This is a genomic window from Sunxiuqinia elliptica (genome assembly GCF_900113005.1).
GTDB lineage: Bacteria > Bacteroidota > Bacteroidia > Bacteroidales > Prolixibacteraceae > Sunxiuqinia > Sunxiuqinia elliptica.
This window is the reverse complement of the sequence record NZ_FONW01000002.1, coordinates 866,710-891,920: the sequence shown is the minus strand read 5'-3', so window position 1 is coordinate 891,920 and position 25,211 is coordinate 866,710. Positions and strand designations below refer to the sequence as shown.

Here is a 25,211-nt window from a genome sequence, read left to right as displayed (position 1 = left end):
TTTTGACTAGTCCTAAATAATCAATTACTCCTATTTAGGACTAGTCTTTTTGCAATAAATACTGATACAGGACACACCAGTATAGTTGCATTTTTTTTATTCTCTATTTTAGCCACACTATTATTCAATTACTGCTAACTTGTTTTTACTATGTTACAATCCCAAAAGCTACTTAAGGGGGGCCAGTTCTTGCTACTAGCTATCCTAGCAATGCTGACAATTAACACTTCAGCACAGGAAGAAAAGCAAAAATATGTTCCGGTTACAGATCCTTTAGTTCTGGAAAAACTGGAGCAATGGCAAGACCTTAAATTTGGGCTGATGATGCACTGGGGAACCTATAGCCAATGGGGAATTATCGAATCCTGGTCAATTTGTGGCGAAGATGAAGAATGGATTAAACGCTTTCGTAACAACGACAATTACGAAGAGTACAAGAAGGACTATCACAACCTGCAAACCACCTTCAATCCGGTAAAATTCAATCCTCAACGATGGGCTAAAGCAGCCAAAAAAGCCGGGATGAAGTATGTTGTTTTCACCACCAAGCACCATGACGGTTTTGCGATGTATGATACCCAATACTCAGACTACAAAATTACCGGCGAGAAAACGCCTTTTCATACCAATCCCAAAGCCGATGTAACCAAAGAAATTTTCAAGGAATTTGGAGCTGAAGGATTTATGATTGGTGCTTACTTTTCAAAGCCTGACTGGAGTTCGCCCTATTTTTGGTGGCCCGAAAATGCAACGGCCGACCGAAACCCCAACTACAACATTGAGCGCTATCCTGAGCGGTGGGAAAACTTTGTGCAATACACCCACAACCAAATTGATGAGCTCATGACCAATTACGGAGACATTGACATCCTTTGGCTTGACGGGGGCTGGGTGCAACCATACACCGAACAGGAATTGTGGGCTTACCGTGCCATGAAAGGCTTCAAGCAATTTAACCTGCAAAGTCAGGATTTAAGAATGGATGAGATTGCCGCCAAAGCACGGATCAAACAACCGGGACTTATTGTTGTTGACCGCGCCGTTGAAGGTCACAACCAAAACTACATCACACCGGAAAATAAAGTTCCGGAAGAAGCTCTACTTGTTCCATGGGAAACCTGTTTAACAGGATCTGCTGACGGTTGGTCGTGGCGTGAAAGCCGGGAGTACAAATCTATCAACCAGATTATCCACACCTTGGTTGATATCGTTTCCAAAGGAGGAAACCTATTGCTGAATATCGGACCAACTCCTGAAGGAGAATTTGATCCTGAAGCCTACGAGTTATTGGAACAAATTGGAAACTGGATGGACATTAACGGAGAGGCTATTTACAGCTCCAGAGCGATTGCTCCGTACAAAGAAGGCAAAGTTGCCCTGACGCAAAACCGCCACACCAAAGCAGTTTACGCCATTTATTTGGCAGATGAAGATGAAAAATCACTTCCATCTAAACTCTGGATGTCAACATTTGCTCCGGCTAAAAAAGCTACTGTTACATTGCTCGGTAGCAATGTAAAACTTCAATGGGAAAAGGTAGGGAAAGGCTTTGTTGTTGAAATCCCGGAGTCAATTAGAAAAAAACAAAAGCACAGCGAAGCTTGGGTTCTGAAAATTGACAAACTGGAAGATTAAAATCAAGAACAAAACGATGCACTGTCTACTCTCTGTCGTAGAAAAAAGCTGAAACAACGCAATAAACAAGAACTCTGTTTTTTTAAAAGACAGGGTTCTTGTTTTTTTAATTCACCCGACGGATCCCCGCAAAATTATTCCGGAACTCCGTTGGAGTGGTTCCCTTTCTCTTCTTAAATATCCGGTTAAAATTAGCCAGGTTATTAAACCCACAGCGAAAAGCAATTTCTGAAATGCTATCGTTATTTTCAATAAGCTGCCGCGTTGCAAAACCAATGCGCGTATCATTCAAAAAATCGACAAAAGTTTTACCGGTTCGCTGTTTGATAAGTCGACTGAACGACACTTCGGTCATATGCAACAAATCGGCCACCTCCTCCACTTTAATCTTGCGCATGTAACTCTTCTGAACAAACTCATAAACTCGCTGAACCTTTTCGTTACTGTAAAAATCATCATGCTTCCCGGTTGTCGAAGACAAAGTTTGCTGATTTCTGGAGGTGGAAAGATCGAAAAGCAGCGAGAGCAACTCCATAAAAGCATCCATACCATTCAAACTAGCCAGCTTTTCAATGCGCTCCTGTGTTTGCCGAGTTGTTTCTTCGGAGAAGGTTACTCCCCACAAGGAGCGCTTTAACAGATCGCGAACAGGCTGCATAATGTTCCGATTCAGCAAGCTTTCATCAAACAGGTCGCGGTGAAACTGAATGGTAATTTCCCGCACCTTGGTTGACCGGCAATTACCCTGCTCCCAACAATGAGGTAAATTGGGGCCAACCAAAACCAGTTCCAACTCCCCTATCTCTGCAATATGATCGCCAACAATCCTTTTTACACCGGGGGCATGCGCAATGAAATTCAACTCATACTCCGGATGAAAATGCGCTGGAAAGTCAAATTTATCCTTCCAGCGATCAAAGACCAACAAACAATCCTCAGCTGTCAATGGTGTAATTTCCCGATTAAAAAAAGTCGATTTTGCAGATTCCATATTTCGATAATACAAACAATTGATAAAATAGTATTTGCCAACTGCAAGTATATAAAATATTTTTGATCCATCATTTTCAAGGTCTTACCAATTACCCTTGATTTTTCACATAATAAGCTAACACACAATAAAAAACTTAAACTAACAACATATGAAACTCGGTATCATTGACATCTCTGTAATCATTGCCTATTTGGCCATTACGGTCCTCATTGGGCTGGTTCTTCGAAAATGGGCACAACGCGATAAATCGGCTTACCTGCTTGGCGGCAACAAACTCCCCTGGTACATGCTGGGTTTATCGAATGCTTCGGGGATGTTCGATATTTCAGGCACCATGTGGATGGTTACCCTGGCCGTTGTTTACGGATTAAAGAGCGTTTGGATCCCCTGGCTCTGGCCTTCGTTCAACCAAATTTTCCTGATGGTTTACCTGTCGATGTGGCTAAGAAGATCGAACGTAACCACCGGAGCTGAATGGATCAGAACCCGCTTTGGCTCAGGCCGTGAAGCCAAACTTTCGCATACAATTGTTATTGCCTTTGCTTTAATCAACTGCCTGGGCTTGATGGCTTATGGGTTCATTGGACTGGGAAAATTTGTTCAAATCTTTGTCCCTTGGGACATTGTTCAACCTTACTTCCCGTTCCATGTAGCAGCAGAGTACGTTCCCCATGTTTACGGAATCGCCTTCACCCTTTTTGCGGTGTTTTACTCCATTCTTGGCGGAATGTCTGGGATTGTCTGGGCCGACTTAATTCAATACATCATCATGACAATTTCGGCTGTTGTTATAGCAGTTATCGCCATGACAGCCTTGGGGCATCAGAGCCTAAATGTCCCCGACGGCTGGATGAATCCATTCTTCGGCATCAAATTAGATCTCGACTGGACTGGTATTATTAATGAGATGAATGATAAAATTGCATCAGATGGCTATTCCTTTTTCAGCATCTTTTTCATGATGATGCTATTCAAAGGAGTCTTAGCCAGTGTAGCCGGGCCAATTCCAAATTACGACATGCAAAAAATCTTATCCACCAAATCGCCTCAAGAAGCTGCGAAAATGAGTGGTTTGGTGAGTGTCGTCCTCGTTCCCGTTCGCTATTTGATGATTACCGGCTTTGCCGTTTTGGCCATTCTTTATTATGACCAGCTTAACCTGGTCATAGCCGGCAAGATCGATTTTGAGCAAATCCTACCATCAGCAATCAACCAGTTTGTGCCAATTGGCTTTACTGGCTTATTGCTCGCCGGTTTGCTCGCTGCTTTTATGTCCACTTTTGCCGGTACATTAAATGCAGCACAGGCTTATTTGGTAAACGATATCTACCTCAACTATTACAAACCCAATGCTTCCAACCGTGAGATTAAAATAACCAACTACACCACTGGAATTGTTGTGGTTGCCATCAGCATCATTTTTGGAATTTTCGCAACCGACATTAACTCCATCCTGCAATGGTTAGTATCCGGATTATATGGAAGTTACATTGCCTCCAACGTTTTAAAATGGCACTGGTGGCGATTCAATGGAAGTGGTTTCTTCTGGGGGATGGTTGCCGGCCTGATTCCGGCCTTGATTTTCCCTTACGTATTCACAGAAACGCTGGACTTGTACTATTTCCCACTGATTTTCCTCATTTCGACAGTTGGCTGTATCGTCGGAACCTACCTAGCCCCACCAACAGAGGAAGGCGTTTTGAAGTCATTTTACAAGAATGTACGCCCTTGGGGATTCTGGAAACCAATACATGAAAAAGTCGTGGCTGAAGATCCAGCCTTTATCAAGAAAACAAGCTTTAAGCGTGATGCATTCAATGTCGCCTTAGGAATCATTGGGCAAACAGCCCTTGTGCTACTTCCCATCTATTTTGTACTGAAACAAAACATTCCGATGGTGCTTACCACCATCGTTATAGCTGTCTGTGTCTTTATCATGAAGAAAACCTGGTGGAATAAACTAAATGAGTTTTAATAATCAGTGATCTGAGATGGGTGGACGGTGATCAGTACTTGAGCGATTATAAGTGCTTGTCTAAAACCAAAGTGTCTATTGCCTTGGTCCCTCCTGCCCGGCTGATGCGGTCAGACGTGGCTCTTAGTTCTTGATTCTGAAAATCTGAACATCTATTGTCTAAAATCTATTATCTAACAATCTAATATCTAAATAATGAACAAGCTTTTTACAACACGCCTCAACCTGCTCTCCAACAAGCACAAGCAACTGATTGAGCGTAAAAATAAAATAGAAGAACGATCCAACGGGATCTTTGAACGTTACCAATTCCCCATACTTACAGCAGACCACGCACCTTTAAACTGGCGCTTTGACTTATCTCCAGAGCGCAACCCCTTTTTAATGGAACGACTTGGCATCAATGCTGTATTTAATGCCGGAGCAATCAAGTGGGAGGATAAATACCTGCTAGCCGCAAGGGTCGAAGGCTGGGATCGCAAATCGTTCTTTGCTATAGCCGAAAGTCCCAATGGTATTGACCAATTCCGCTTTTGGGATCGGCCAATCAGCCTCCCTCAAACCGAAGATCCGGATGTGAATGTTTACGACATGCGCTTGACCGCCCACGAAGATGGCTGGGTTTATGGCATCTTTTGCACTGAGCGAAAAGATCCGAATGCTCCTGATGGAGATACCAGTTCGGCTGTTGCCAACGCTGGCATCGTCCGAAGTCGTGACCTGAAAACCTGGAAACGCCTTCCAGACCTGATCTCCACTTCGGGGCAGCAACGAAATGTGGTCCTTCACCCGGAATTTGTCGATGGCAAGTATGCCATTTACACCCGCCCACAGGATGGATTCATCAATGTGGGCAGTGGCGGTGGTATTGGCCTTGGATTTATCGATCGGATGGAACACCCGAAGGTTGAAAATGAGTGCATCATTCAAAACAAACAATACCACACCGTTTACGAACTGAAAAATGGCTTGGGGCCCGCTCCAATCAAAACCAAGCATGGTTGGCTGCACCTTGCTCACGGAGTGCGCAATACCGCAGCAGGACTTCGCTATGTGTTGTACCTGTTCATGACTGATTTGGTTGAATTGGATAAAGTTACCCATCATCCAGGTGGATATTTTATGGCACCGCAAGATGACGAGCGGGTTGGCGATGTCTCCAATGTACTCTTCTCAAATGGGTGGATTGCAGATGATGATGGCAAAATCTACATCTATTACGCTTCATCAGACACTCGTATGCATGTGGCAACATCCAGTGTTGACCAACTGGTTGACTATGTAATGAATACTCCCGAGGATCATTTTCACTCAGCCCAATCGGTAGATACCATCAATGAATTAATCACCCGAAACGAAGCCTTTGTAAAATGAAACAAGAGCTAATTCATCAATTCAAACACGAAGTTGAGCAAGAGCTGCACCGCATCATGGACTTTTGGCATAGCCGAATGCCAGATCAGCACCATGGCGGATTCCTGGGAGAACTAGATTTCTTTGGCAAGCCGGTTCCAGATGCTCCCAAAGGAATCATTTTAAACACACGAATCCTTTGGACTTTTTCAACCGTTGCCCAACGATCTCAAAAACACGAACATATTGAAATGGCCAAGCGTGCCTATCAATATTTACTGGATCATTTTCTGGATCAGGAGTTTGGTGGAGTTGTCTGGACGGTGGATTATCAAGGGAAAAACCAAGACAGCCGAAAACAAATCTACGCACAAGCCTTTTTCATCTATGCCCTGTCGGCCTACTACCAACTAACCAAAGAACAGCAAGCTCTGGACTTAGCAATCAGCCTTTTTGATTTGCTGGAAGAAAAAGCAACAGACCCAATACATGGCGGTTACCTCGATGCATTTGACAAAAAATGGAACGAACTAGACGACATGCGACTGAGCGAGAAGGATCTGAATGAAAAGAAGATCCTAAACACTCACCTTCACCTGCTGGAGGCCTATTCAAGTTTAGCCCAGGTTTATCCCAACCCAAAGGTCAAGCAGGCACTAAATAAATTACTCCAACTATTCAAAAAGAAATTTATTCGGGCTGATTTTCACCTCAACATGTTCTTTGATGAAGACTGGAACATCAAAAGCCAACTGGTATCTTACGGACACGACATTGAAACTTCGTGGCTGCTATGCGAAGCAGCCGAAGAGGTAGCCACTCCAACTGAATTGAAAGAAGTTAAAGAGTTGGCTATCCAAATGACAAAAATATTTGTAGCGGAAGGCATCACTACTGATGGTGGTGTTCTCAATGAATTTGACCGGGCAACCGGCCACCTGGATACCGATTATCATTGGTGGCCACAGATTGAAGCAATTGTGGGCTTGATTAACGCCTGGCAACTTTCTAAAGACGAACAGTTTTTAACCCAAGCGCTTAAAGTCTGGGAGTTCACTAAAAACAACTTATTTGACATCGAATATGGGGAATGGCACTGGTCCGTTAATCAGGATCTAAAGCCGGACCAATCCCAGGTGAAAGCCGGATTCTGGAAATGTCCGTACCACAATAGCAGAGGCTGCCTGGAAATTCTGAAACGACTGCAATAAGTCAAGCCAAAAGAAAAAGGTACGAACTCATTTTAGAATTCGTACCTTTTTTATTCGTTGATAAAACTTATACCAATATTATTCAACTCCCCATGAACGGTTCGCTTTGGGGCCCATCTCAAAGACCAACTTCCCTCCATTCAAAATAGCCTCATGCAAAATTTCGGGCTTCACCAAGGCCTGCCCATCCAAACTGGCTGACTGAATATACTTATTCTCCGATGATGCTTGAGGAGCACTTATCTCAAATGTTTTTCCATTTCCTAAATTAATTGTCACCTGCTCAAACACCGGGCTACCAATTGAGTAAGTAGTCAATCCGGGGGTTACCGGATAAAAGCCCATGGCTGAGAAAACGACGAAGGCCGACATGCCTCCCCCATCTTCATCGCCCGGAACGCCCATCAGGTCATTGCGAAACCACTCGTACAACAGCTTACGCAAGCGCTTTTGGGTTTTCCAAGGTTTGCCAGCATAGTTGTACAGGTAAGGAACATGTAGCGAAGGCTCATTCGCCATCGAAAACTGCCCAACATTTCCGGTGTGATCGGGCAATTGCGCATAAAATGCATACTTACTTCGTCCTAAAGGCTCAGTAAACATTTCATCCAAACGATTGATGAAATTCGTTTTTCCGCCCATCAACTCAATCAAGTCGGGGATATTGTGCTGAACATCCCAGCGATAAACCCAGGCATTATTTTCACCATAATACTTCCGGGCGCCCATGCCCCCCGAAAATTTGTAATCAAATGGCTCAATAAACTTCCCATCCTTGTCTTTCGGGTGAAAGAAGTCAGTTTTAGAATTGAACAGGTTACGGTAGTTGAAGGAAGCTTCTTTAAATTTCTGGGCATCTTCTTCTTTTCTCAGGATCCGGGCGATCTCAGACAAACACCATTCATCATACGAAGTCCCCAGGGTAACCGCAACCGGCTGACGACTCTCAAAGTCATGTACCTCCGGAATTGTTTCCTCCTCCCCTTCGTACAAGGCCGGAATATAGCCGTGATCTTTATAAAACTGGTCGAGTTCTCCGCCCGACATGCCCGACCACGGAGCCAAGGTCTTCTCGGTTATTGCTCCTTTGCAGGCCAGGTAAGCTTTCTCTAAATCGAAGTTCCGCAATCCCTTTTGATAGGCATCAATTACCGAAGCAACGCCATGATTTGAATTCATCCGACGGCTATCACCGGTAATCTCAGGAAAAGTAGGCCACCAAAAATTATCCATCTGCTCCGACATCAACACAAAAGAATGCAAAATATCTTCTTCCACTTTCGGATCAAGCAAAATACGCAAAGGATGATGTGCCCGATACGAGTCCCAAATCCAATCGTCGGTATAAAATGGCCGACCGGCATCAGCATGCACCTCTCCATCAAATGCACTGTAGTAACGGCCATCTTCTGAAATACACACCGGACGCTCGTAGCAACGATACAACGACGTGTAAAAGACAGTCCGGTCATCTTCTGTGCCTCCTGAAACTTGGATTTTACCTAGAGCTTTGTTCCAAACGTCGCGTCCTTGCTCCTGCAATTGGGCAACCGTTTTGCCGGCCACCTCACGGGTTAAATTGGCCTTAGCCTGCGCTTCATCAATAAACGAGATTCCATAGTGCATTCGAAGCTGCTTGGTTCCCCGAGGGTACTTCAGCACCAAACAAGCATCCCGGCCTTCCACCTCTTTCCCGGCATGCAAGCTGCCATCAACCAGCGATCCCACTATTTGAGGCATAACCTCCGGCTCTAAATAGAGATACACTTTTGTATTATTCTCGATAAGTTGATAGCCGCTTAAAGCTTTTCCATCCCAGCTCATTGCTCCATTGCCCGAGTTCAGAATCAGGTAAGCCGGTGCATCCTGCATAAACTTGAACTCGTAGGCCGCCGACTGATGTGACAAGCCAAAGTCAACTTGTACTTGCTGTTCATCCAAAAAAACTGAATAAGAATAAGGAGTCAGCTTTTCCTGATCGTAACTAAAGTTGATCACCGGAGCTAAATCCTTCTCCTCTCCCTGAAAAGGGCTCAGGTTAAACGCCGAACTGCCGCGATGGCTGGTCACCACCAAGGGCAATCCCTTCAGCCTGATTTCGGTGTAATCACGACGTTCAGGATACACACGCAGCATACTGTTGGGCAAATGAATGGTTGGGAAGGTAGGCACCAACAGGTGACTGATATTCCCCATGTACGGATTAACATAGTCAACGGGGGAATTTTCTGACTCATCCCCATTGTTCGGAATTGAACACGACACACCAAAGGCCAAAACGGCCAAGGCTATAAGGTTAAAAATTTTTCTCATCGGTTTAATCTTTGGGCTTAATTATTCCAGACTTGCTTGATTGAAGCTTCCAAATTAGCACCTTTTGGGCAAAACTCCCGATCATTTGCTTTAAAAATTCGTCGGGAACCATCTCCTGGTGTCAACACTCGAACGCCGGGCATCTGTAAATAACCATTGGGAGCATTCTTCTGAAGCCACTGATAAGCATAAGCCATCCACGCTGACTGATCTTCAAGCGACAGCATGCTAAACCAGGTAATTTCGTCGTAACCCCACACAAAGTGCGACGTGGTATCGGCAATTCCGGGCGCCTGGCTAATTCCAAAATTATCGAACTCAACCAGGTAAGGCAAGCTCTCAGAGTGCCAACCACTGGGCGCTATTCCCCCTTTGCTTTTGGTGTACAAAGCATCTAAATGCCCTACTTCAAAAATGCCTTCCATGGGCTTTCCTGCAAGCTCCTTCACCCGTAACGGAAAAGAATGGAAATCCAATAGCAGACGACCATCAACCACCACCCCCTTATTGGGAGTGTGCGCATCAAACAACAGGTATTTTCTTCGGGCATGGATCGACGCATAGGTTCGAACCTGATCCAACAATTGCTGAAACTGAGCATGATTCGTATCATTCATTCCAATCAAGGCAATCTGCCCCCAATGAATCGCTTCAAATCCGGCATCGATATACATGGTTGCTAAAAAGTAAAACCAATATTGAGTTTCCAATTTGGTTAAATCAGGGACACTGCAGCCTGCTCCCCATAAATCGACATAACGTCCGGAATCGTCCAACATTGCACCATAGTTGAAATTTCGATGCACAACTTCATGCCCAAAAGCTTCAAACACACGGGCTGGAATTGGCACTTGATTCACTTGCCTGGATACAGCCTCAAAAATAGCTGCCTGAAAAATGACATCACCATCCTTTTCGTGAACCCGCTCAATCGTCTCCTTCATGTAATTCTGAAACTCAGGCTTGTTTAGTTGATCCTCGTTCCCCCAGCGAAAAGCAGCCCGTCCGACGAACTTCGCTCCAATGCTCTCCAAAAACCGGACATCATCGTCTTTACAGGGATTATAACCATCTTGTGCCAGCTCTGCTTTTACACAAAATTCAGACATGGTTACTGCTTTGGCTAAGTAGTTTCGCAGAACTGGTTCAGAAATACTCCCTTCAAAAAAATAGGGATCATCTTGTTTTACAGCTCCTGCGCAGCCCATCAACAGCAAAATCGCCAACAATCCTAACCACTTATTCATCGTCACTCCAAATTTGTTTGATTGTTTCCTCCTGACTGTAACCATGCTCAAAATCGGCCGTTTTCCTATTGGCACGATAACGTTCATTCCATGAACCGGCATAAGGAACCACCTTTCGGTTTCCAGGCATTTGCAGGTTGCCGATGGGATCATATTCTTCAATCCAATCCCAGGCATACTTTAAGAATTCATTTCGGTAGTCTTCTGGCTGAAGGCTAAACCAGGTAATTTCATCGTAGCCCCACACCCAGGTAGAACTTAACTTTGCCTCTCCCGGAAAGCTGGAGATTCCAAAATTATCGAACTCCACCAAATAGGGCAAGTTTTCACTCTCCCAACCACTTGGCGTTATTCCTCCTTTGCTTCGGCGATAAAAAGCATCTTCGTAATAAAGCACCAGCTCAGCCTCCTGAGGTTTTCCGTAGATCTCCCGCATCCGGAGTGGAAAACTGTGAAAGTCCAACAGTAAGTTTCCATCTACAACAAGCCCACCACTTGGCACATGCCCATCAGAAAGAATAAACTTTCGACGTGCATTTTCCGATGCGTAATCACGTACACGGGTCAGCACATCGTTCCAACCTTCGTAGTTGTTGTTTTTGTCAGCCATGGCATCCAGTTCAACTTGCCCCCAATGAATGGCTTCAATTCCGATATCGATGTAGTTTTTCGCTAAAAAATAGAACCACATCCGGGTTTCCAACCGACTCACATCGGGGACGCTAGCCCCATCAGCCCATTGATTCACAAACTTGCCCGAGGTGTTGATCATCTTTGAATAATCAAACATGCGATCCTCAACATCCAAACTGAATGCTTCGAAAACCCAAGCCGGAACGGCAATCTCATTCACCTTTGTGGTAATAATTTCGAAGATACAAGCCTGGAAAATCAAATCACCATCCAATGCATGCATTTGCTCCAAGCGTTGTTTGGCTTTCGCAAAAAAATCCGGATTGGCTGCTTTATTCTCCGAGCCCCACATAAATATTGACCGCCCAATAAACTTAGCGCCCATGTCAATAAGCATGCGTTCATCGTCTTCCCGCTGGGGAATTGCGGAATCGTAGATAAACTCATCAGCCGTGAGGAACTCCGCCATGGTGATCGAACGACTTAAATAACTTCGAAGCACATTCTCGGGCATACTTTCGGAAAAGGCATAGCTTCGTTCAAAAGTTGTTGGATTTTCATCATCCGAATCATCGGGCAGCGGACTTGGATCGTCACCACAAGCCAGGAGTCCAGGAACCAATAACAGCAACAGTAAATATTTCCAATGTTTTTTCATAAATACCTTTCATTTGAGACTTGCTTCTGCCACAAGTCTTTGTTAAAGATTATGCACCAAACCAGATGTGTTGGTGCATAATCGACTACGCTACTCTTTCATTAAAATCGAAAGAAAATGACTTCATCAGTTACAACGAACTAAGCTTTCGAAATCAACGGCATCTTCGTTGCTTCGTTTTAATACAATTACCACTTCGTCATTCTGAATTACGCCATCATCATAGTATTCTCTTATTCTACACATTCCAGGCCCGTTTCCATTTGTTTCATTGGCAATCCATCCATTCTCTACAATCTCAATCCGGTCGCCTCCAATAAAGCTTAGCTGATCCAAGCCTCCAAGGCTATTGACAAACGGATTGTACTTGATTATCAAGTTTCCTCCAATGTAATCCAGTCCCGGATTCATTGTCGTAAAATTCCACAGCTTATTGCCTTCACTTCCGCTATTTTCAACATGAAAATCGCCACCAACATAAACCAGGCTTTGCAGGCCAATACCTCCGTCAATAAACTGAGGACAGTCCTTGACGACGACACTTCCGTAGACAGAATCAATTTTAGTCAAAGCATCAGGGGCCCAGTTGAAAGGCATTTGTGGTAAATTTTCAAGAACCAAGTCACCATAGATCACTTCCATGTGTTTAAAGCCATTGGGATTATTCATGCTCGCATTGTTACGCAGTTCAATATTCCCTTTAAATTCTATTAACTCAAAGAAATTTTCGGTGGTCGTGAGTGCCGTATTCTCAATCCGAACATCCCCCATCACCACTTTTACTTTCTCGGCAATTGAGCCAATGTAGTCAATGCTTCCTCCCTCAATGATCAAATCCTGAATGGTATCATTGGCCGGTTGAAACGTATCAACTTCTCCCTGACTACTCAAACTATACGAAGTAAACTGAGGCACATCACTTCCATCACACATTCGCAAGGCATTAAAATCGATGTAATTCTCTTCACCTGAGCGTTTCAGCTGAGTAACCGAAGCAGCAATCTTACCTTCAGCCCACTTTTCTCGCAACAGGCAGAAACCGGGGCCATCCTCACCGGAGTATTTAGGAATACCGCCATTGTCCACAATGGTAATGCTATCACCGCCCAAATACTCCAGGTTTTGGAATCCATCGAGGCTATTCACCACTTGGTTTCCTGAGAAAGTCAGGTCGCCACCAATGTATTTAATTCCAGGATTCATGGAACCTAAGTTCCAAAGATCACCCCCACTACCTGAGATTTCAAAATCGCCAGCAACATAAACCAAGCTTTGCAAACCAATAGCTCCGGAAATAAACTGAGGACAGTCGCGGATAATCAGGTCCCCATAAACTGAATCGATTTTTGTAAAGGCATCAGGAGCCCATGCAAATGGCAGCTTAGGACAATTATCCACCACCAAATCTCCATTAATTCGACTGGTATTTTTAAAGCCATTCGGGTTGTTCAGTTCCGGGTTGTCCAACAGGTAAACACTGCTATCGGCCCGAACAACATCGAAGAAGCCTTCTGTTGTTGGTACCGAAGTATTTTGAATGGTAATTGTTCCCTTAACCACCTTCACTTTTTGTGCAATCGAGCCGATGTAACCAATATCAATTCCTCGAATGGTCAGGTTACCAATGGTATCCTTGGCGGGTGTAAATTGATCAATCGCAGCCTGCGAAGTCAAAACATAATCGATGTAGCCACTCTGACGAGCAATGGAACCAATCATGCTGACATCAGAAACTGAACTCGGATGGTTGTTACTCAACGTAACCTTTCCTTCAAGCACTCCCGCATTGTATAGATTCAACAATCCGCAAAAGCTTCCTTCCTCAATGGCACAATCTTTATCCTCACCAAGCTTGTCATTATTGCGAATGATCAATTCTCCCTTCACAAACTCGAACGAGTCAAATCCGGAGATATCTTCCAGATTGTCGTTGTTATCAAACTCAACACTTCCGCCTAAAAATTTCAAGGACGGAACTTCGGTAAACCGAGTCAATGCAGGGTTATCCTTAACCACTAAAGCCACCCGCACAGCACTTAAATTCGGCAAATCAACATTTGTTATTCCAGTATTTTCAACAATTAACGTGTTCACAACCTGAACAGAGACCGCAGAAAGATCGGTAATTCCTTCTCCTGATATTTTCAGCACATCAATCTCCCGAGGATAATTAAAGCTATTCACCTCTTCCTGGCTGGTCAAGGAAACCTGAGTTCCTTGCGAAAATTCATCTTCTTTACAACTGTATTGCCCCACCACAAATGCCAAAAGCAGCAGGCCACTTATTATCTTGTTTTTCATTGGTTCTTGTGTTATTGGTTTAAATCAGTTTCTCTTTGTGGTATCGGGAAAAAGTTGGCATAGTTAGCGTCAACAGTCTTATTCGTGATTTCTTCAACCACGCGGTTGGTCCGTCTCAAATCGTACAAACGGTGTCCCTCAAAAGCCAACTCATACTTCCGTTCATTCCAGACTGCTTTTCTAAAATCATCCAACGACAAACCCGTATCCAACTCGTCGAGTCCGGCCCGTGAGCGCACCTGATTAACCCAATGGTAGCCCTCTTCGGTATTGCCACAAGCCTCGGCATACAATAAAGCCACATCAGCAAAACGAATGAAGTAAGGATTGGCACTGGTTTTTGTTCCGTCCGATTCAGGATCGGAATACTTCCGGCAAAACGGATAATAAAAAGCGCTCAAAATCTGATCTTCGCTATCAATATTCGAGGGATGATATTCAGCCAATAATGAACCATTGGCATCGTATATTTTTGATACGAACAAATCCTGACGTTTATCGTTTTCAGCATAACTTTTATAAAAGGTTGAATCGGTCCGGAAAACGGCCCAGCTTTGATTGTTGACCATAGGATACACATTCCCCACCATGTCCAGCTCGCTGCTTACATACACCTTGGGTAAACTAATGACAAACATTTGAGGCATCTGCGAAAAGTTTCCTTCTTCACCACTTAAAAACCGTTTTTGCGAAAGCATAAAAATATGCTCCGGACTCGTTTCATGGTTATCAACTTCGTACAGTCCCAATAAATCCGGATCAAGTCGATAATCGCCCTGCCCTTCAACAACCAGCTGTCCGTATTTCTTTGCTTCGGCATACATGGTCTCATAGTCCGCAACCCAGTCATAGCCTTCTGCTCCGGTCATTTTAGACGAAGCCAAAGTAGCATATACCTTTGTCAGCAAAGCCTGAGCAGCCACCCGGTCGGCCCGCCCCTGTTGCTTGCGCACACTCATCAAATCAGCTGCTTTTTCCAAGTCTTCAATAATGAGAGCATACACCTCTTCAATCGAAGAAAAATCAACTTTAACGTCATTGATGTCAGCCACAACTTTAGTTCTCACCGGCACTTCGCCATAAGTTCGAACGAGATAGAAGTAGTTAAAAGCTCTCAAGAAATAAGCTTCTCCCATGTATTGATCCCTTACACCATTCTGGATGGACTCAATTTTCGGAATATTCTCCAAAACAGAGTTGGACCGGGCAATGGACAAATAGCAATATTTAAAGAAGCCTGAGATAACCGTATTCGAAGAGGTAAACGTCCAGTTGAACATCTCAATACGATAAGCCTGCTCTCCTTTTCCATAAGTAATCATCTGGTCGGTAGTCGCATCGGCAATATCAAAAATGAACCGCGATCCATATTCAATGTAGTTCAGTGGATCATACGCATAAAGCAAAGCGGAAAGCGCATCATCTGCCGATTCGAAAAAATTGTCGTTGGAGTAAACTCCGTAGGGGTTCTCTTCCACCCAGCTTTCGCAAGATGAAAAAAGTACGATTCCCAGAATTAGAATGACTATTTTATTTCTCATTGTTTCGTTGTTTTAGAATTTAGCATTGATTCCTAAAGTAAAAGCACTTACCCTTGGATAAGGATTCCCGCCAATACCATTTTCGCCCACTTCTGGATCATATTCACTTGTATTTGAAATGGTAAACAAGTTGGTTGCATTGGTATAAATTTTAGCTTCCTTAAAGAACCCCAGGAAGTTCCGTTTAAAATCGTAGCCCAGCGTCACATTTTGAAGACGCAGGAAAGAACCGTCTTCAACAAACCAGTCCGAAATTTTATATTGTCTTCCAGAACGCAAGCTTGGACGATCGTTATTGGGATTGGTAGGAGTCCAGCGCCCTTCCACTAATCTTGGAGTGGTTAATTTACGAAGTGAAAAGATATCATTGCCATACACGCCGTAGAACATCATACTTAACGAAAGTCCCGACTTATGACTTAAATTCAGGTTTACACTTCCCGTAAAATCCGGATTCGGATCGCCAATAATCGTCCGGTCGGCTGAAGTAATCTCACCATCGTTATTCAAATCCACATAGTTGTATTCTCCGGGTTGAAGCAACTCACTTTCTTTAGTGCCATCCTGAATAATGCCATCAACCTTGTAGCCATAAAACACGTTGATGGGTTTGCCAATAGCCAGCACATTCACCACCTGGTCGGTTCCGAGCACTCTTCGTGAGCCGTAGAATGTATATTGATTACCATACTCGTCAACATTGTAGCCGGCACCTTCTTTGGTACCAATGTTAACCACCTTATTCTTGTTTTTGTAGAAAATCAGGTCGGCTGAAAAGTTGAAATCTTTCCCACGAATAATGTCGCCGGACAATGACAATTCAATCCCTTTGTTTTGAACCTCTCCATCATTAATCCAGATTTCATCGAACCCGGTGTTTGGTGGCAAAAACTTCTTCCGCAAAAGGTCGGTTGTTTTCTTGCTGTACACATCCATCACCACATTCAAACGTTGATTAAAAAAGGACATGTCTACCCCAAGGTTTGCCTGAGCTGTTTGCTCCCAACCCAGACTTTTATTCGCAATTCCACCCCACTCGGCAAAACGCCCGCGCGATGCAATGTAACCGATTCCGTTGATGATCTTCTCTTCACCATCGGTGTAGTAATAACTCTCACCAAAACGCTCATAAGTTAAGCCTGAAGGAATTCCCTGGTTTCCGGAAATACCATAGCTTGCACGAAACTTCAGGTTATCAAAAACGCCCAATGCTTTAATCATGTCCTCCTCTGAAGCTCTCCAACTAAAAGCCCCCGATGGGAAATACGCCCAGCGATGGTTTTCGCCAAACTTTGATGAACCATCTAATCGAGAAGTAAATGTAAACAGGTATTTGTTGTTGTAGGAATAGTTGATCCGGTTGATTCCAGACAATAGTTTAGGTGAACCGTAGCCATTGCCCAGGTATTTGATTGACCCGGCCGACAAGTTTTCTTCACGCAAAATATCGTTGGTAAATTCGCGGCTCTCTAAAAATGAACTTCGATAGGTATCATTTTCGTACGACACTCCGGCCATTACCGAAAAGTTGTGCTTTCCAATAGCCTCTTCATAAGTCAGGTAAGTATCACCAACCACGGCGTCATTTGTCGTCATGGTCAAAGTTCCCCGCCCATGATTCTGATCTCCTTCTTCGGTATAAATAATCGGGTAGAAAGATGTTGCCATATAACTCACATGACGGTAATTTAGCTGAGTGGTATGCCGGAATTTTCGACTGATCTCCCAATCAAACTTAAGCTGAGCAAACTGCTCTTTGGTCTTATTGTAACTAGTGCGCTCATTGAGCAAAGCCACTACGTTGCCATAATCTTTGGAATAGCTTTTAAAATAAGAACCATCCCCTGTATAAACCGGGAAGATTGGATTTCGGCCATAATTCAGACCGCCATTTCGGTTCCGATTGCCTGACACCATTCCAAACTTCGTTTGAACTTTTAGATTGTCAAGTAACTGATGCTCGACCACCACATCGGCACTGAATTTATTGTAGTCATCTTTTACCTGCATCCCTTCTCCCTGGTAGTACCCAACATTCAGGAAAAAGCTGGTTTTATCGTTTGAGCTTTCCACACCAACATTGTATTCCTGGTTCAAAGGCGTACGAAAAACGTAATCGGTCCAGTCGGTATAATATGGCCAAGCACCACTTTCCAACTGCTCAACAGATGGATAATAAATTCCCAGCGTGTTTCTCGCACCACGATAAAGCGGTTCAAGCCCTTGGTTGATGAATGCTTCATTCTCAAGCTTCGCCATTTTCACCGGGTCTTTCCAATAATCCAGCTCATCGCTGAATTGTGAAATACTTGTTTTTGTATTGAAAAAGACATTGGTTCCTCCAACACGCCCTCTTTTTGTTGAAACTAAAATGACTCCGTTTGCCCCTTTTGAGCCATAGATCGCTGTTGCCGAAGCATCTTTCAAAACTTCAATGCTGGCAATATTGTTTGGGTTGATCATATTCAGGCTTCCTGCATCGCCCATCGGAAAACCGTCAACCACCACTAATGGCGCTTTCGAACCATTGATTGAACTGGCTCCACGTACACGAACCGTTGCTCCCCCTTGCGGATTATCGTCCGAAGGGTTGATAATCTGAACCCCGGCAATTTTCCCCTGCAAAAGTTTTTCAACAGAACCGGAAGGCGTCACCTTAATATCATCGGCCTTAATGGAAGCAACACTTCCCGTCAGGTCACTCTTTTTCATGGTTCCGTAGCCCACAGCAATCACCTCTTCAATTCCAATGGCCTCTTCTTCCAGCACCACATTGATCGATGTTTTCCCTGAAACAGCAACACGCTGGCTTTCCATCCCCACGAACGAGAACAACAGGTGAGCTTTGGATGGAACGTCATTCAAAGAGAAATTCCCTTCGGTGTCCGTTATGGCTCCTTTGGTTGTTCCTTCAATAACGATGGTCACTCCCGGCAGTGGCTGTCCCGAGGCATCGGTTACCTGACCCGAGACTTTCCCCACTTGTTGAACCATCATTGACTTGCCAGCCTCTTCCTTCTTCACCAAAATATGATCCTGATCAACAGTTAACGAAAGCCCTGTCTGACTGCTGATAAGTAGCAACACATCTTCCAGCGACATACTTTTACTTGTTAAGGTCACTGTTTGGTTGATGTTCAGCACATCACTGCTATAAAAGAAAGTCAGATTGGTTTGGGTTTCAATCTTTTCAATCACTTCTTTCAATGTTGCCTGATTGAAATCAACTTTCAACCGTGTTTGCTGTGAGTAAACATTTGCTGAAAGCTGCACTGCAAATAACAACATCAATAAGGTTGTAAATTTCATGATCAGTACTAGTTTAGAGAGTTTTCTCCAAAACAGAGAATCCCTCATTTCACAATTTTTTTTCATAAATTTGAAATGTTAATTAAGTTACTGTATGTAATTAAATTGCAATCCGGCGGAGAATGGGGCAACATTTTCCGCCTTCTTTTTTTATCTCATTAGTGTATCGTAATTTGATCTTTGGTTTCGTTCAATTCGTAGTCAAATTTCACAGGCGATGTTTTCTGAATCACATGCAACACCTCTTCCAAGCTTTCGTGTGCTTTAAACTGTCCGTTATACCTGATCACCTTCAATTCTTCCTTCGCAATAATCAGCTCCACATCAAACTTTCGCTCCAGCACCCTTGCAATTTCTTCCAAATCGAGATTTTCCAAGTAAATCCCACCTTCATTCCAGAGTCGTGACTTAGCCAGATTTCCCTTTCCAACACTTGCTTGCTGTGTTTCTGTGTTAAGCGTATATTGATCTCCGGGTTTTAGCTGGTAGTTTTTTCCAGCCTGGGTAATTTCTACTGATCCTGAATGTAAAGTCAATGAATTCTCATGATCCTCAGGGTAAGTTTTTAGGTTGAATGAGGTTCCCGTCACCCGCACATCAAAATCCGGAGTTTCAATAATGAAAGGCTTTGAGCGGTCTTTGCTCACCTCAAAGAAAGCTTCTCCCACCAAAATCACTTCCCGCTGCTTTTGAGAAAAGGCGGCCGGATAACTAAATGTTGTTCCTGCATTTAAATAAACAACGGTCCCGTCCGACAGCCGAACCTGAGCCTTTTCTCCATTGGGGACAACGATCTCATTCAGCGCCAATGCCGACATATCGGACTGCAAAAACTGGTTGACAAAAAAGCCAGCTAACAAAGCAATTACAGCAATTGCAGCCACTCTTACCCAACTTGGTAATTGCAGCACACGACTGCTCTTTCGCTCCGGATGAGATGCTAGTTTTACTTTGAGTTTTGCCCATGCCTGCAACGTCTCATCTCCCAAACTTTGAGAAAACTGATGGTCTGAAAGGAACTGTTTAAACGCCTTCAAGTTATCTTCTGATTCTTTAATCCACGCTAAAAGCTCTTGCTCCTCGGCCTGAGATAAAGTCCCATTCAGATAACCATTCATTAATTCTTCGCTCATTGTATTCATAAACTTGATGCTTTCTTATTAAGGAATACAACCAAGCAAACAAATACCGCCCCCCTCTTTGTAAGTTTTTTTATTCTGATTTTCTAAATGATCGGATGCTCGGACACCCTCAAACCACTTCAAACGACTTGGAACTTGGAACTAATTACTGATCTCTTTTAGCAGATCCAAGACTGCAACAACATACAAGTAGTGTGCTGACAAATGAGCTTTTATTCGGTGAAGAGCTTTGGTATTATGCTTTTCGACCGTGCGGACCGAAATGTTGAGCAACGAAGCTATTTCGGTATTTTTCAATCCTTTGAACCGCGAAAGATGAAAAACTTTTCTTGTTTGCTCCGGCAGCTTTTGCATGGCCAAATCAATTTCCTGCTGAATCTCATTGAAAATCGTTTGATGAAATGGATCACTGAAGAAGTCGGCATAATAAAGCCCTTCCTCCGTCTGAGATTGTTCTAAATCAAGCTGATAAGAATTAACAATCTTCTGATGCTTTACATGATTCAAACAGGCATTTCGCATCAAGGTAAACAAGTAAGATTCGAAGGTATCCTCTTGGATCGTTTTTCGTTTCTGCCAAACCTTTAAAAACACATCCTGCACCATATCCTCCGCGACTTCATGGTCCCGAATAAACTTTCGGGCAAAGGCTCGAAGCCGCAAATAGTATGCTTTGAAGATGAATTCAAACATCTTTTCATCATCAAACAGCAAGCTATTTGGCGCTGGTTTAGTGTTTTTAAGTTGGTTCATGGAGACGTAAAAATAGAAAAATCCTGCGATCTAAAAATCACACATCATTTTTTCTCACCCCTCCTCCCATCAAGCCATTTTTTAATAATGTCTATAACTCTCTAGCAAGTTGGGAACCTATAAATTCAAACTCGAACGACTTTATGCTGAAGTTTCCATTAAGGACAATAGATTTTCATATTCTCATATATTCAAACTTTTAGAATCAAAGCTAGGAGGTAAAATATCAGTTCCTTGAACAACTTCAACCTGAGGTTAAAAATAGAAAGAAGAAACGACTGGGAAGTAAAAAGATTGAATGATTAAAAAGGTAGACTAAACTGCCTTTAATCACCTACCCGCTCAATCACTCAACCTCCCTGAATATTGAACTTGAAACTTCCCGTTTATTCTCTTACAATTTCTACTGAAGCCACAGCCATTGAAAATCAACCGGTGCACCTTTAGCTGGGTTGACCTCCAATTCAATATCGTAATAACCAGCTTTGGAAAAGCTCAGTTGTCCAACCCGTTTCGACTTGTAACGATCAATATGCCAATCAGAGCGGGGCTCTCCTACTGTTTGACCGGTTGGATCGATACTGGTCTCTACTGTTTCCCCATTTAAGCATCGGACAACAAAGGTTCCGCCCGCTTTTTTACTTTGAAAACTATAGGAAACATCAGCATTAACGGTTGTTGGCTCGTCAACAAAAACTCGCCAGCGATAACGACTTGTTTGTTCAATGGCAAGGTGCTGTGGAACTGATCCATACTTCTGAGGTTGAACAAGCTCCTGGCTTCCTTCAGCCCAAACATGATTTTCGGGGGTAAGTGAATACCCGCCATAAACGGTTTCAGCGACCAAGCCCTCTGCAATCTCCGGATAATTATCGTACTCCAACACCACAACCGAAACATAAGGATCTGGTTGCATTTGTGGCAATGAGATCGTCGTAAGAACCTCTCCAAAATCAAAAGGAAGAGCAGCCTGCTGTTTATCAGCCAAGAGATAAGCTTTTTGAGGGGCCTCTGTTATTCCGGTTACCTGAAGTTGCTTGTTTAATGGCCAGTTGAAAACGTGCAGATAAAGTTTCGTTGTTCCATCAGCCGTAGTTTTACAGGTAATTTTTCCCCAATCGTGCTGATTTTTGTCCAAATCGAAGGCCCCACTTCCATATATTGCATCGCCATTAACAGCCAGCCAACTTCCCATTTCTTCCAAGCGTTGCGCAATCTCATAAGGAACATCACCGTTCGCTCTCGGCCCGATGTTCAGCATGAAGTTTCCGTTCAAACTCACATTATTGATTAATGAATGCAATAAAGTTGTGGTTGACTTCCATTGCTCTTCCATCGCGTGAAATCCCCAAGAATGAGCAACAGTCGCCGGTGATTGCCAAGGAAAATCTTCTTTCTTATCCCCCAGTTGATTATCACCCAAAGTCTTGTAGTCAATATCCTGATCTTCCTCAATTGACAAGCCCAATCGCGAGTTAACCAAGCAGTTTGGCTGCAACTCACGAATCAAGGATTTCAACTGCAGAAGTTGTTTTTTACTCACAATTGCTTCGGAATGATTGATCCACATGTCAAACCAGATCATGCTAATTTCACCATAATTGGTCAGTAGCTCACGCATTTGAGGAATCACCTTCCCTTGCCAATAGACATCATATTCCTCGTTCGACATTCCTGCAATTTCCCGCTCATGGTTCCAGCCATTTGGATGTTCCCAATCCACCCAATGCGAGTAATACAAGCCCAGTTTTATGCCATGCTTCTGACAAGCTTCAGCAAGCTCTTTGACAATATCACGTTTCGGACTTGTTAAATCTCCTAAATCATAATTTCCAATTTGGCTATCCCACAGCGCAAAACCATCATGGTGTTTGGCAGTCAGTGTAATGTACTTCATGCCGGCCTTCTTTGCTAATAGCACCCATTGCTCCGGATCAATACTGTCCCAATCAAAACGGTCCAGCAAAGTCACATACTCCTCCCGGTCAATTTGGTTCCTGTAAAAAATCCATTCAGCATAGTCGTTATCATAGCGCAACTTCTCTCCCTTCCAAATTCCTTCAGCCCCACTGTAGAGCCCCCAGTGAATAAACATGCCAAACCGCGAATCGACAAACCACTTGGCCCGCTCATTGGTTTGCTTTTGGGCAAACAAAGAACCGACGGAAAAGGAACAAACAAAGATCAATAGCAGACGGAAACACACCGTATTCATTTTAGCGTTCATCATGAGCTAGTTTTATGAGAAAATAGATATTCTCAAAAATAGCCACATTTTACAGTAGGCAAAAGAAAAAAGGAGGGATTCACGATTCGAGCTAAGCTGTGTGAGTATAAAAAGCCGCAATGCCATTTCCAACTTCTAACCAGATGCTTTATATTTAGCCACTCAAAAAGCACACTTCTGATTTAAACAAACCAAGTTGACAAACAGACAACCAAATAACGAATTAGAGCTAATCCAAAAACTAAAAGCCGGTGATTCAGCTGCTTTTGAAACACTATTTGGACTGTATGCCGGTAAATTATTCTACTTTGTCAATAAATACCTCGATTTAAAAGAAGAAGCCGAAGAGATTGTGCAAGATGTTTTTCTAAACCTTTGGAAGCACAAAAAGGAAATTCGCTCGGAAAAAGCATTTAAATCTTACCTCTACCAGATTGCCTTAAATAACATCCGAAACTATTTCAATAAAAAGCTGGTTCAGGAAAAGCACAAACAATTGATTGCTCAGAACTACCTTTTTGAAAAAGAAGCTGATGCTGATGAGCTAGATTACGAATCTGTCATCAAAAAAGTAGACCAACTGATTAACCAGCTACCTCCAAAACGAAAAGAAATATTTCTTCTGAGCCGAAAAGAAGGGCTTGACATCTCAGAGATTGCCAACTACCTCAATATTTCAGAAGCAACTGTAAAAAACCAAATCACATCGGCTGTTGCTTTTCTAAAAAAGGCTGCCAAAGAAACTGGATTATCCAATACCCTATTCCTCGTTTTATTTTATTACTAATTTTTTCACTCAAAACATAGTACTTTTTTTTTTGAACTTGTCTTTAGTGTATATCTGCTTGTGAAAAAAGACAACAAAATGACAACTTCGAAGAAAAAAGATTTTGAAAATATATTTGAAGGGAAACGCTCTTTCTCTTCAGTATCCTCAGTTACGGATTATCTTGGAAAGCAAAAGAAGGAGCAGGAAACAGAAGATTACCAGCAAAACCAATGGCATCATATTTTATCAGATAATAGCGTTCCTGCAGCTGACTTAAAGCATATACTGTATAAAGTCAAATACGATATTCTATTTGAAAAAAATCAAAAGCAAAGGAAACTCCTCATAGGCATATCGGCAGCGGCTGCATCTTTGCTTTTACCTTTAATTTTGATTTTCACACTGAACTACCAAGCTGGCTTACGCACTCAAAATACAAATAAGCTTGTGGAGCTGCATTGCCCAGAAGGAACACGAACAAAGTTTACCTTACCTGATGGATCCAGTGGCTGGCTTGCCGGTGGATCATCCATTGCTTACAATCTGGACTTTAATCAAGCTCGGAGTGTTAGCGTTAATGGAGAGGCTTTTTTTGACGTTAGACGTGATCCAAAAAACGAATTTACCGTAGAAATGAACGACATTACGGTTCGTGTATTAGGAACCCAATTCAACGTATTAAACTACAATGACGATCCAATTTCCGAAGTCGTTGTATTATCAGGCTTAGTGCAAGTTGCTGGCAATGAAAAACAATTTCAAGAACAACTTAGCAGCAATAAAAAACTACAATTTCAATCGGAAGAAAATAAAATTGTCCTATCGAATGTAGATGCAAGTAACTACACAGCCTGGAAAAAAGGCCGATTGGTTTTCAGTAATGAAAACCTAGAAGAAGTATGTCGTAAAATAAAACGTTATTACAATATAGAAGTTGAACTAAACCCCAAAGACATAGATAACCAACTATTTAGAGCCGATATCGAAATTGGCCCAATTGACGATTTATTGAACTATATGTCTTTAGCATTACCAATCAAATACGAATTAATTAATCAAAACCAAAATAAAACAGAAAAGGGAAAACCACAAAGACTCATTATCTCCAAAAAATGAAGGCAACTAAAAAAGAGGAAATGCTCGCAACACT

16 protein-coding genes are annotated in these 25,211 nt (G+C 43.0%); 6 read left to right on the top strand and 10 right to left on the bottom strand.

The features are described from left to right. Nucleotides 1-210 precede the first annotated feature (210 nt). Nucleotides 211-1,635 carry an alpha-L-fucosidase gene (locus BM156_RS08390; RefSeq protein WP_244525722.1) on the top strand — a complete coding sequence of 475 codons (1,425 nt, stop codon included), beginning with the start codon at nucleotides 211-213 and terminating at the stop codon, nucleotides 1,633-1,635. A 106-nt stretch (nucleotides 1,636-1,741) separates the two neighbouring features. Here the strand turns inward: BM156_RS08390 and BM156_RS08385 are convergent, their stop codons facing one another. After that, nucleotides 1,742-2,626: an AraC family transcriptional regulator gene (locus tag BM156_RS08385; protein WP_093919372.1), complete on the bottom strand. Its 885-nt coding sequence runs from the start codon at nucleotides 2,624-2,626 to the stop codon at nucleotides 1,742-1,744. A gap of 151 nt (nucleotides 2,627-2,777) precedes the next feature. On the opposite strand from BM156_RS08385, the gene BM156_RS08380 reads away from it, so the two are divergent. From BM156_RS08380 to BM156_RS08370, 3 genes are all read left to right on the top strand, one after another. After that, nucleotides 2,778-4,604, top strand: coding sequence for a sodium:solute symporter family protein (locus BM156_RS08380; protein WP_093919371.1), 1,827 nt, complete (start codon nucleotides 2,778-2,780; stop codon nucleotides 4,602-4,604). A 195-nt stretch (nucleotides 4,605-4,799) separates the two neighbouring features. Continuing rightward, nucleotides 4,800-5,978, top strand: coding sequence for a glycoside hydrolase family 130 protein (locus tag BM156_RS08375; RefSeq protein WP_093919370.1), 1,179 nt, complete (start codon nucleotides 4,800-4,802; stop codon nucleotides 5,976-5,978). Next, nucleotides 5,975-7,168, top strand: a complete 1,194-nt coding sequence (locus BM156_RS08370; protein ID WP_093919369.1) for an AGE family epimerase/isomerase — start codon at nucleotides 5,975-5,977, stop codon at nucleotides 7,166-7,168. The genes BM156_RS08375 and BM156_RS08370 overlap by 4 nt, the downstream gene beginning before the upstream one ends. Nucleotides 7,169-7,246: 78 nt before the next feature. On the opposite strand, the gene BM156_RS08365 is transcribed toward BM156_RS08370, so the two are convergent. The 9 genes from BM156_RS08365 to BM156_RS08325 all read right to left on the bottom strand — a co-directional run bounded on the left by BM156_RS08365 (nucleotide 7,247) and on the right by BM156_RS08325 (nucleotide 23,295). After that, entirely contained in the window at nucleotides 7,247-9,481 is a 2,235-nt protein-coding gene (locus tag BM156_RS08365) for a GH92 family glycosyl hydrolase (protein ID WP_170846899.1), read from the bottom strand. Between the two features lie 17 nt (nucleotides 9,482-9,498). Next, on the bottom strand, nucleotides 9,499-10,728 hold the full coding sequence (locus BM156_RS08360; protein ID WP_093919367.1) for a hypothetical protein: 1,230 nt from the start codon (nucleotides 10,726-10,728) through the stop codon (nucleotides 9,499-9,501). After that, a complete protein-coding gene (locus BM156_RS08355) occupies nucleotides 10,721-12,019 on the bottom strand; it encodes a hypothetical protein (protein ID WP_093919366.1) in 1,299 nt (432 codons plus the stop codon). Before BM156_RS08355 ends, BM156_RS08360 begins: the two co-directional genes overlap by 8 nt. Nucleotides 12,020-12,145: 126 nt before the next feature. Next, nucleotides 12,146-14,320 (bottom strand): hypothetical protein, encoded by a 2,175-nt coding sequence (locus BM156_RS08350; RefSeq protein WP_093919365.1) that lies wholly within the window; start codon nucleotides 14,318-14,320, stop codon nucleotides 12,146-12,148. 11 nt (nucleotides 14,321-14,331) lie between these two features. Beyond that, nucleotides 14,332-15,861, bottom strand: coding sequence for a RagB/SusD family nutrient uptake outer membrane protein (locus BM156_RS08345; RefSeq protein WP_093919364.1), 1,530 nt, complete (start codon nucleotides 15,859-15,861; stop codon nucleotides 14,332-14,334). A 12-nt stretch (nucleotides 15,862-15,873) separates the two neighbouring features. After that, on the bottom strand, nucleotides 15,874-19,170 hold the full coding sequence (locus BM156_RS08340; protein WP_170846898.1) for a TonB-dependent receptor: 3,297 nt from the start codon (nucleotides 19,168-19,170) through the stop codon (nucleotides 15,874-15,876). A gap of 158 nt (nucleotides 19,171-19,328) precedes the next feature. Beyond that, nucleotides 19,329-20,312, bottom strand: coding sequence for a FecR family protein (locus tag BM156_RS08335; RefSeq protein ID WP_093919362.1), 984 nt, complete (start codon nucleotides 20,310-20,312; stop codon nucleotides 19,329-19,331). 141 nt (nucleotides 20,313-20,453) lie between these two features. Continuing rightward, complete coding sequence (locus BM156_RS08330) at nucleotides 20,454-21,065, bottom strand: RNA polymerase sigma-70 factor (protein WP_093919361.1); 612 nt, start codon at nucleotides 21,063-21,065, stop codon at nucleotides 20,454-20,456. A 403-nt stretch (nucleotides 21,066-21,468) separates the two neighbouring features. Beyond that, nucleotides 21,469-23,295, bottom strand: a complete 1,827-nt coding sequence (locus BM156_RS08325; RefSeq protein ID WP_093919360.1) for an alpha-L-fucosidase — start codon at nucleotides 23,293-23,295, stop codon at nucleotides 21,469-21,471. A gap of 193 nt (nucleotides 23,296-23,488) precedes the next feature. Between BM156_RS08325 and BM156_RS08320 the strand changes: the two genes are divergently transcribed. Both BM156_RS08320 and BM156_RS08315 read left to right on the top strand, forming a co-directional pair. Further along, nucleotides 23,489-24,079 carry an RNA polymerase sigma factor gene (locus BM156_RS08320; RefSeq protein ID WP_093919359.1) on the top strand — a complete coding sequence of 197 codons (591 nt, stop codon included), beginning with the start codon at nucleotides 23,489-23,491 and terminating at the stop codon, nucleotides 24,077-24,079. Nucleotides 24,080-24,157: 78 nt separating this feature from the next. Further along, complete coding sequence (locus BM156_RS08315; protein WP_093919358.1) at nucleotides 24,158-25,177, top strand: FecR family protein; 1,020 nt, start codon at nucleotides 24,158-24,160, stop codon at nucleotides 25,175-25,177. Nucleotides 25,178-25,211 lie beyond the last annotated feature (34 nt).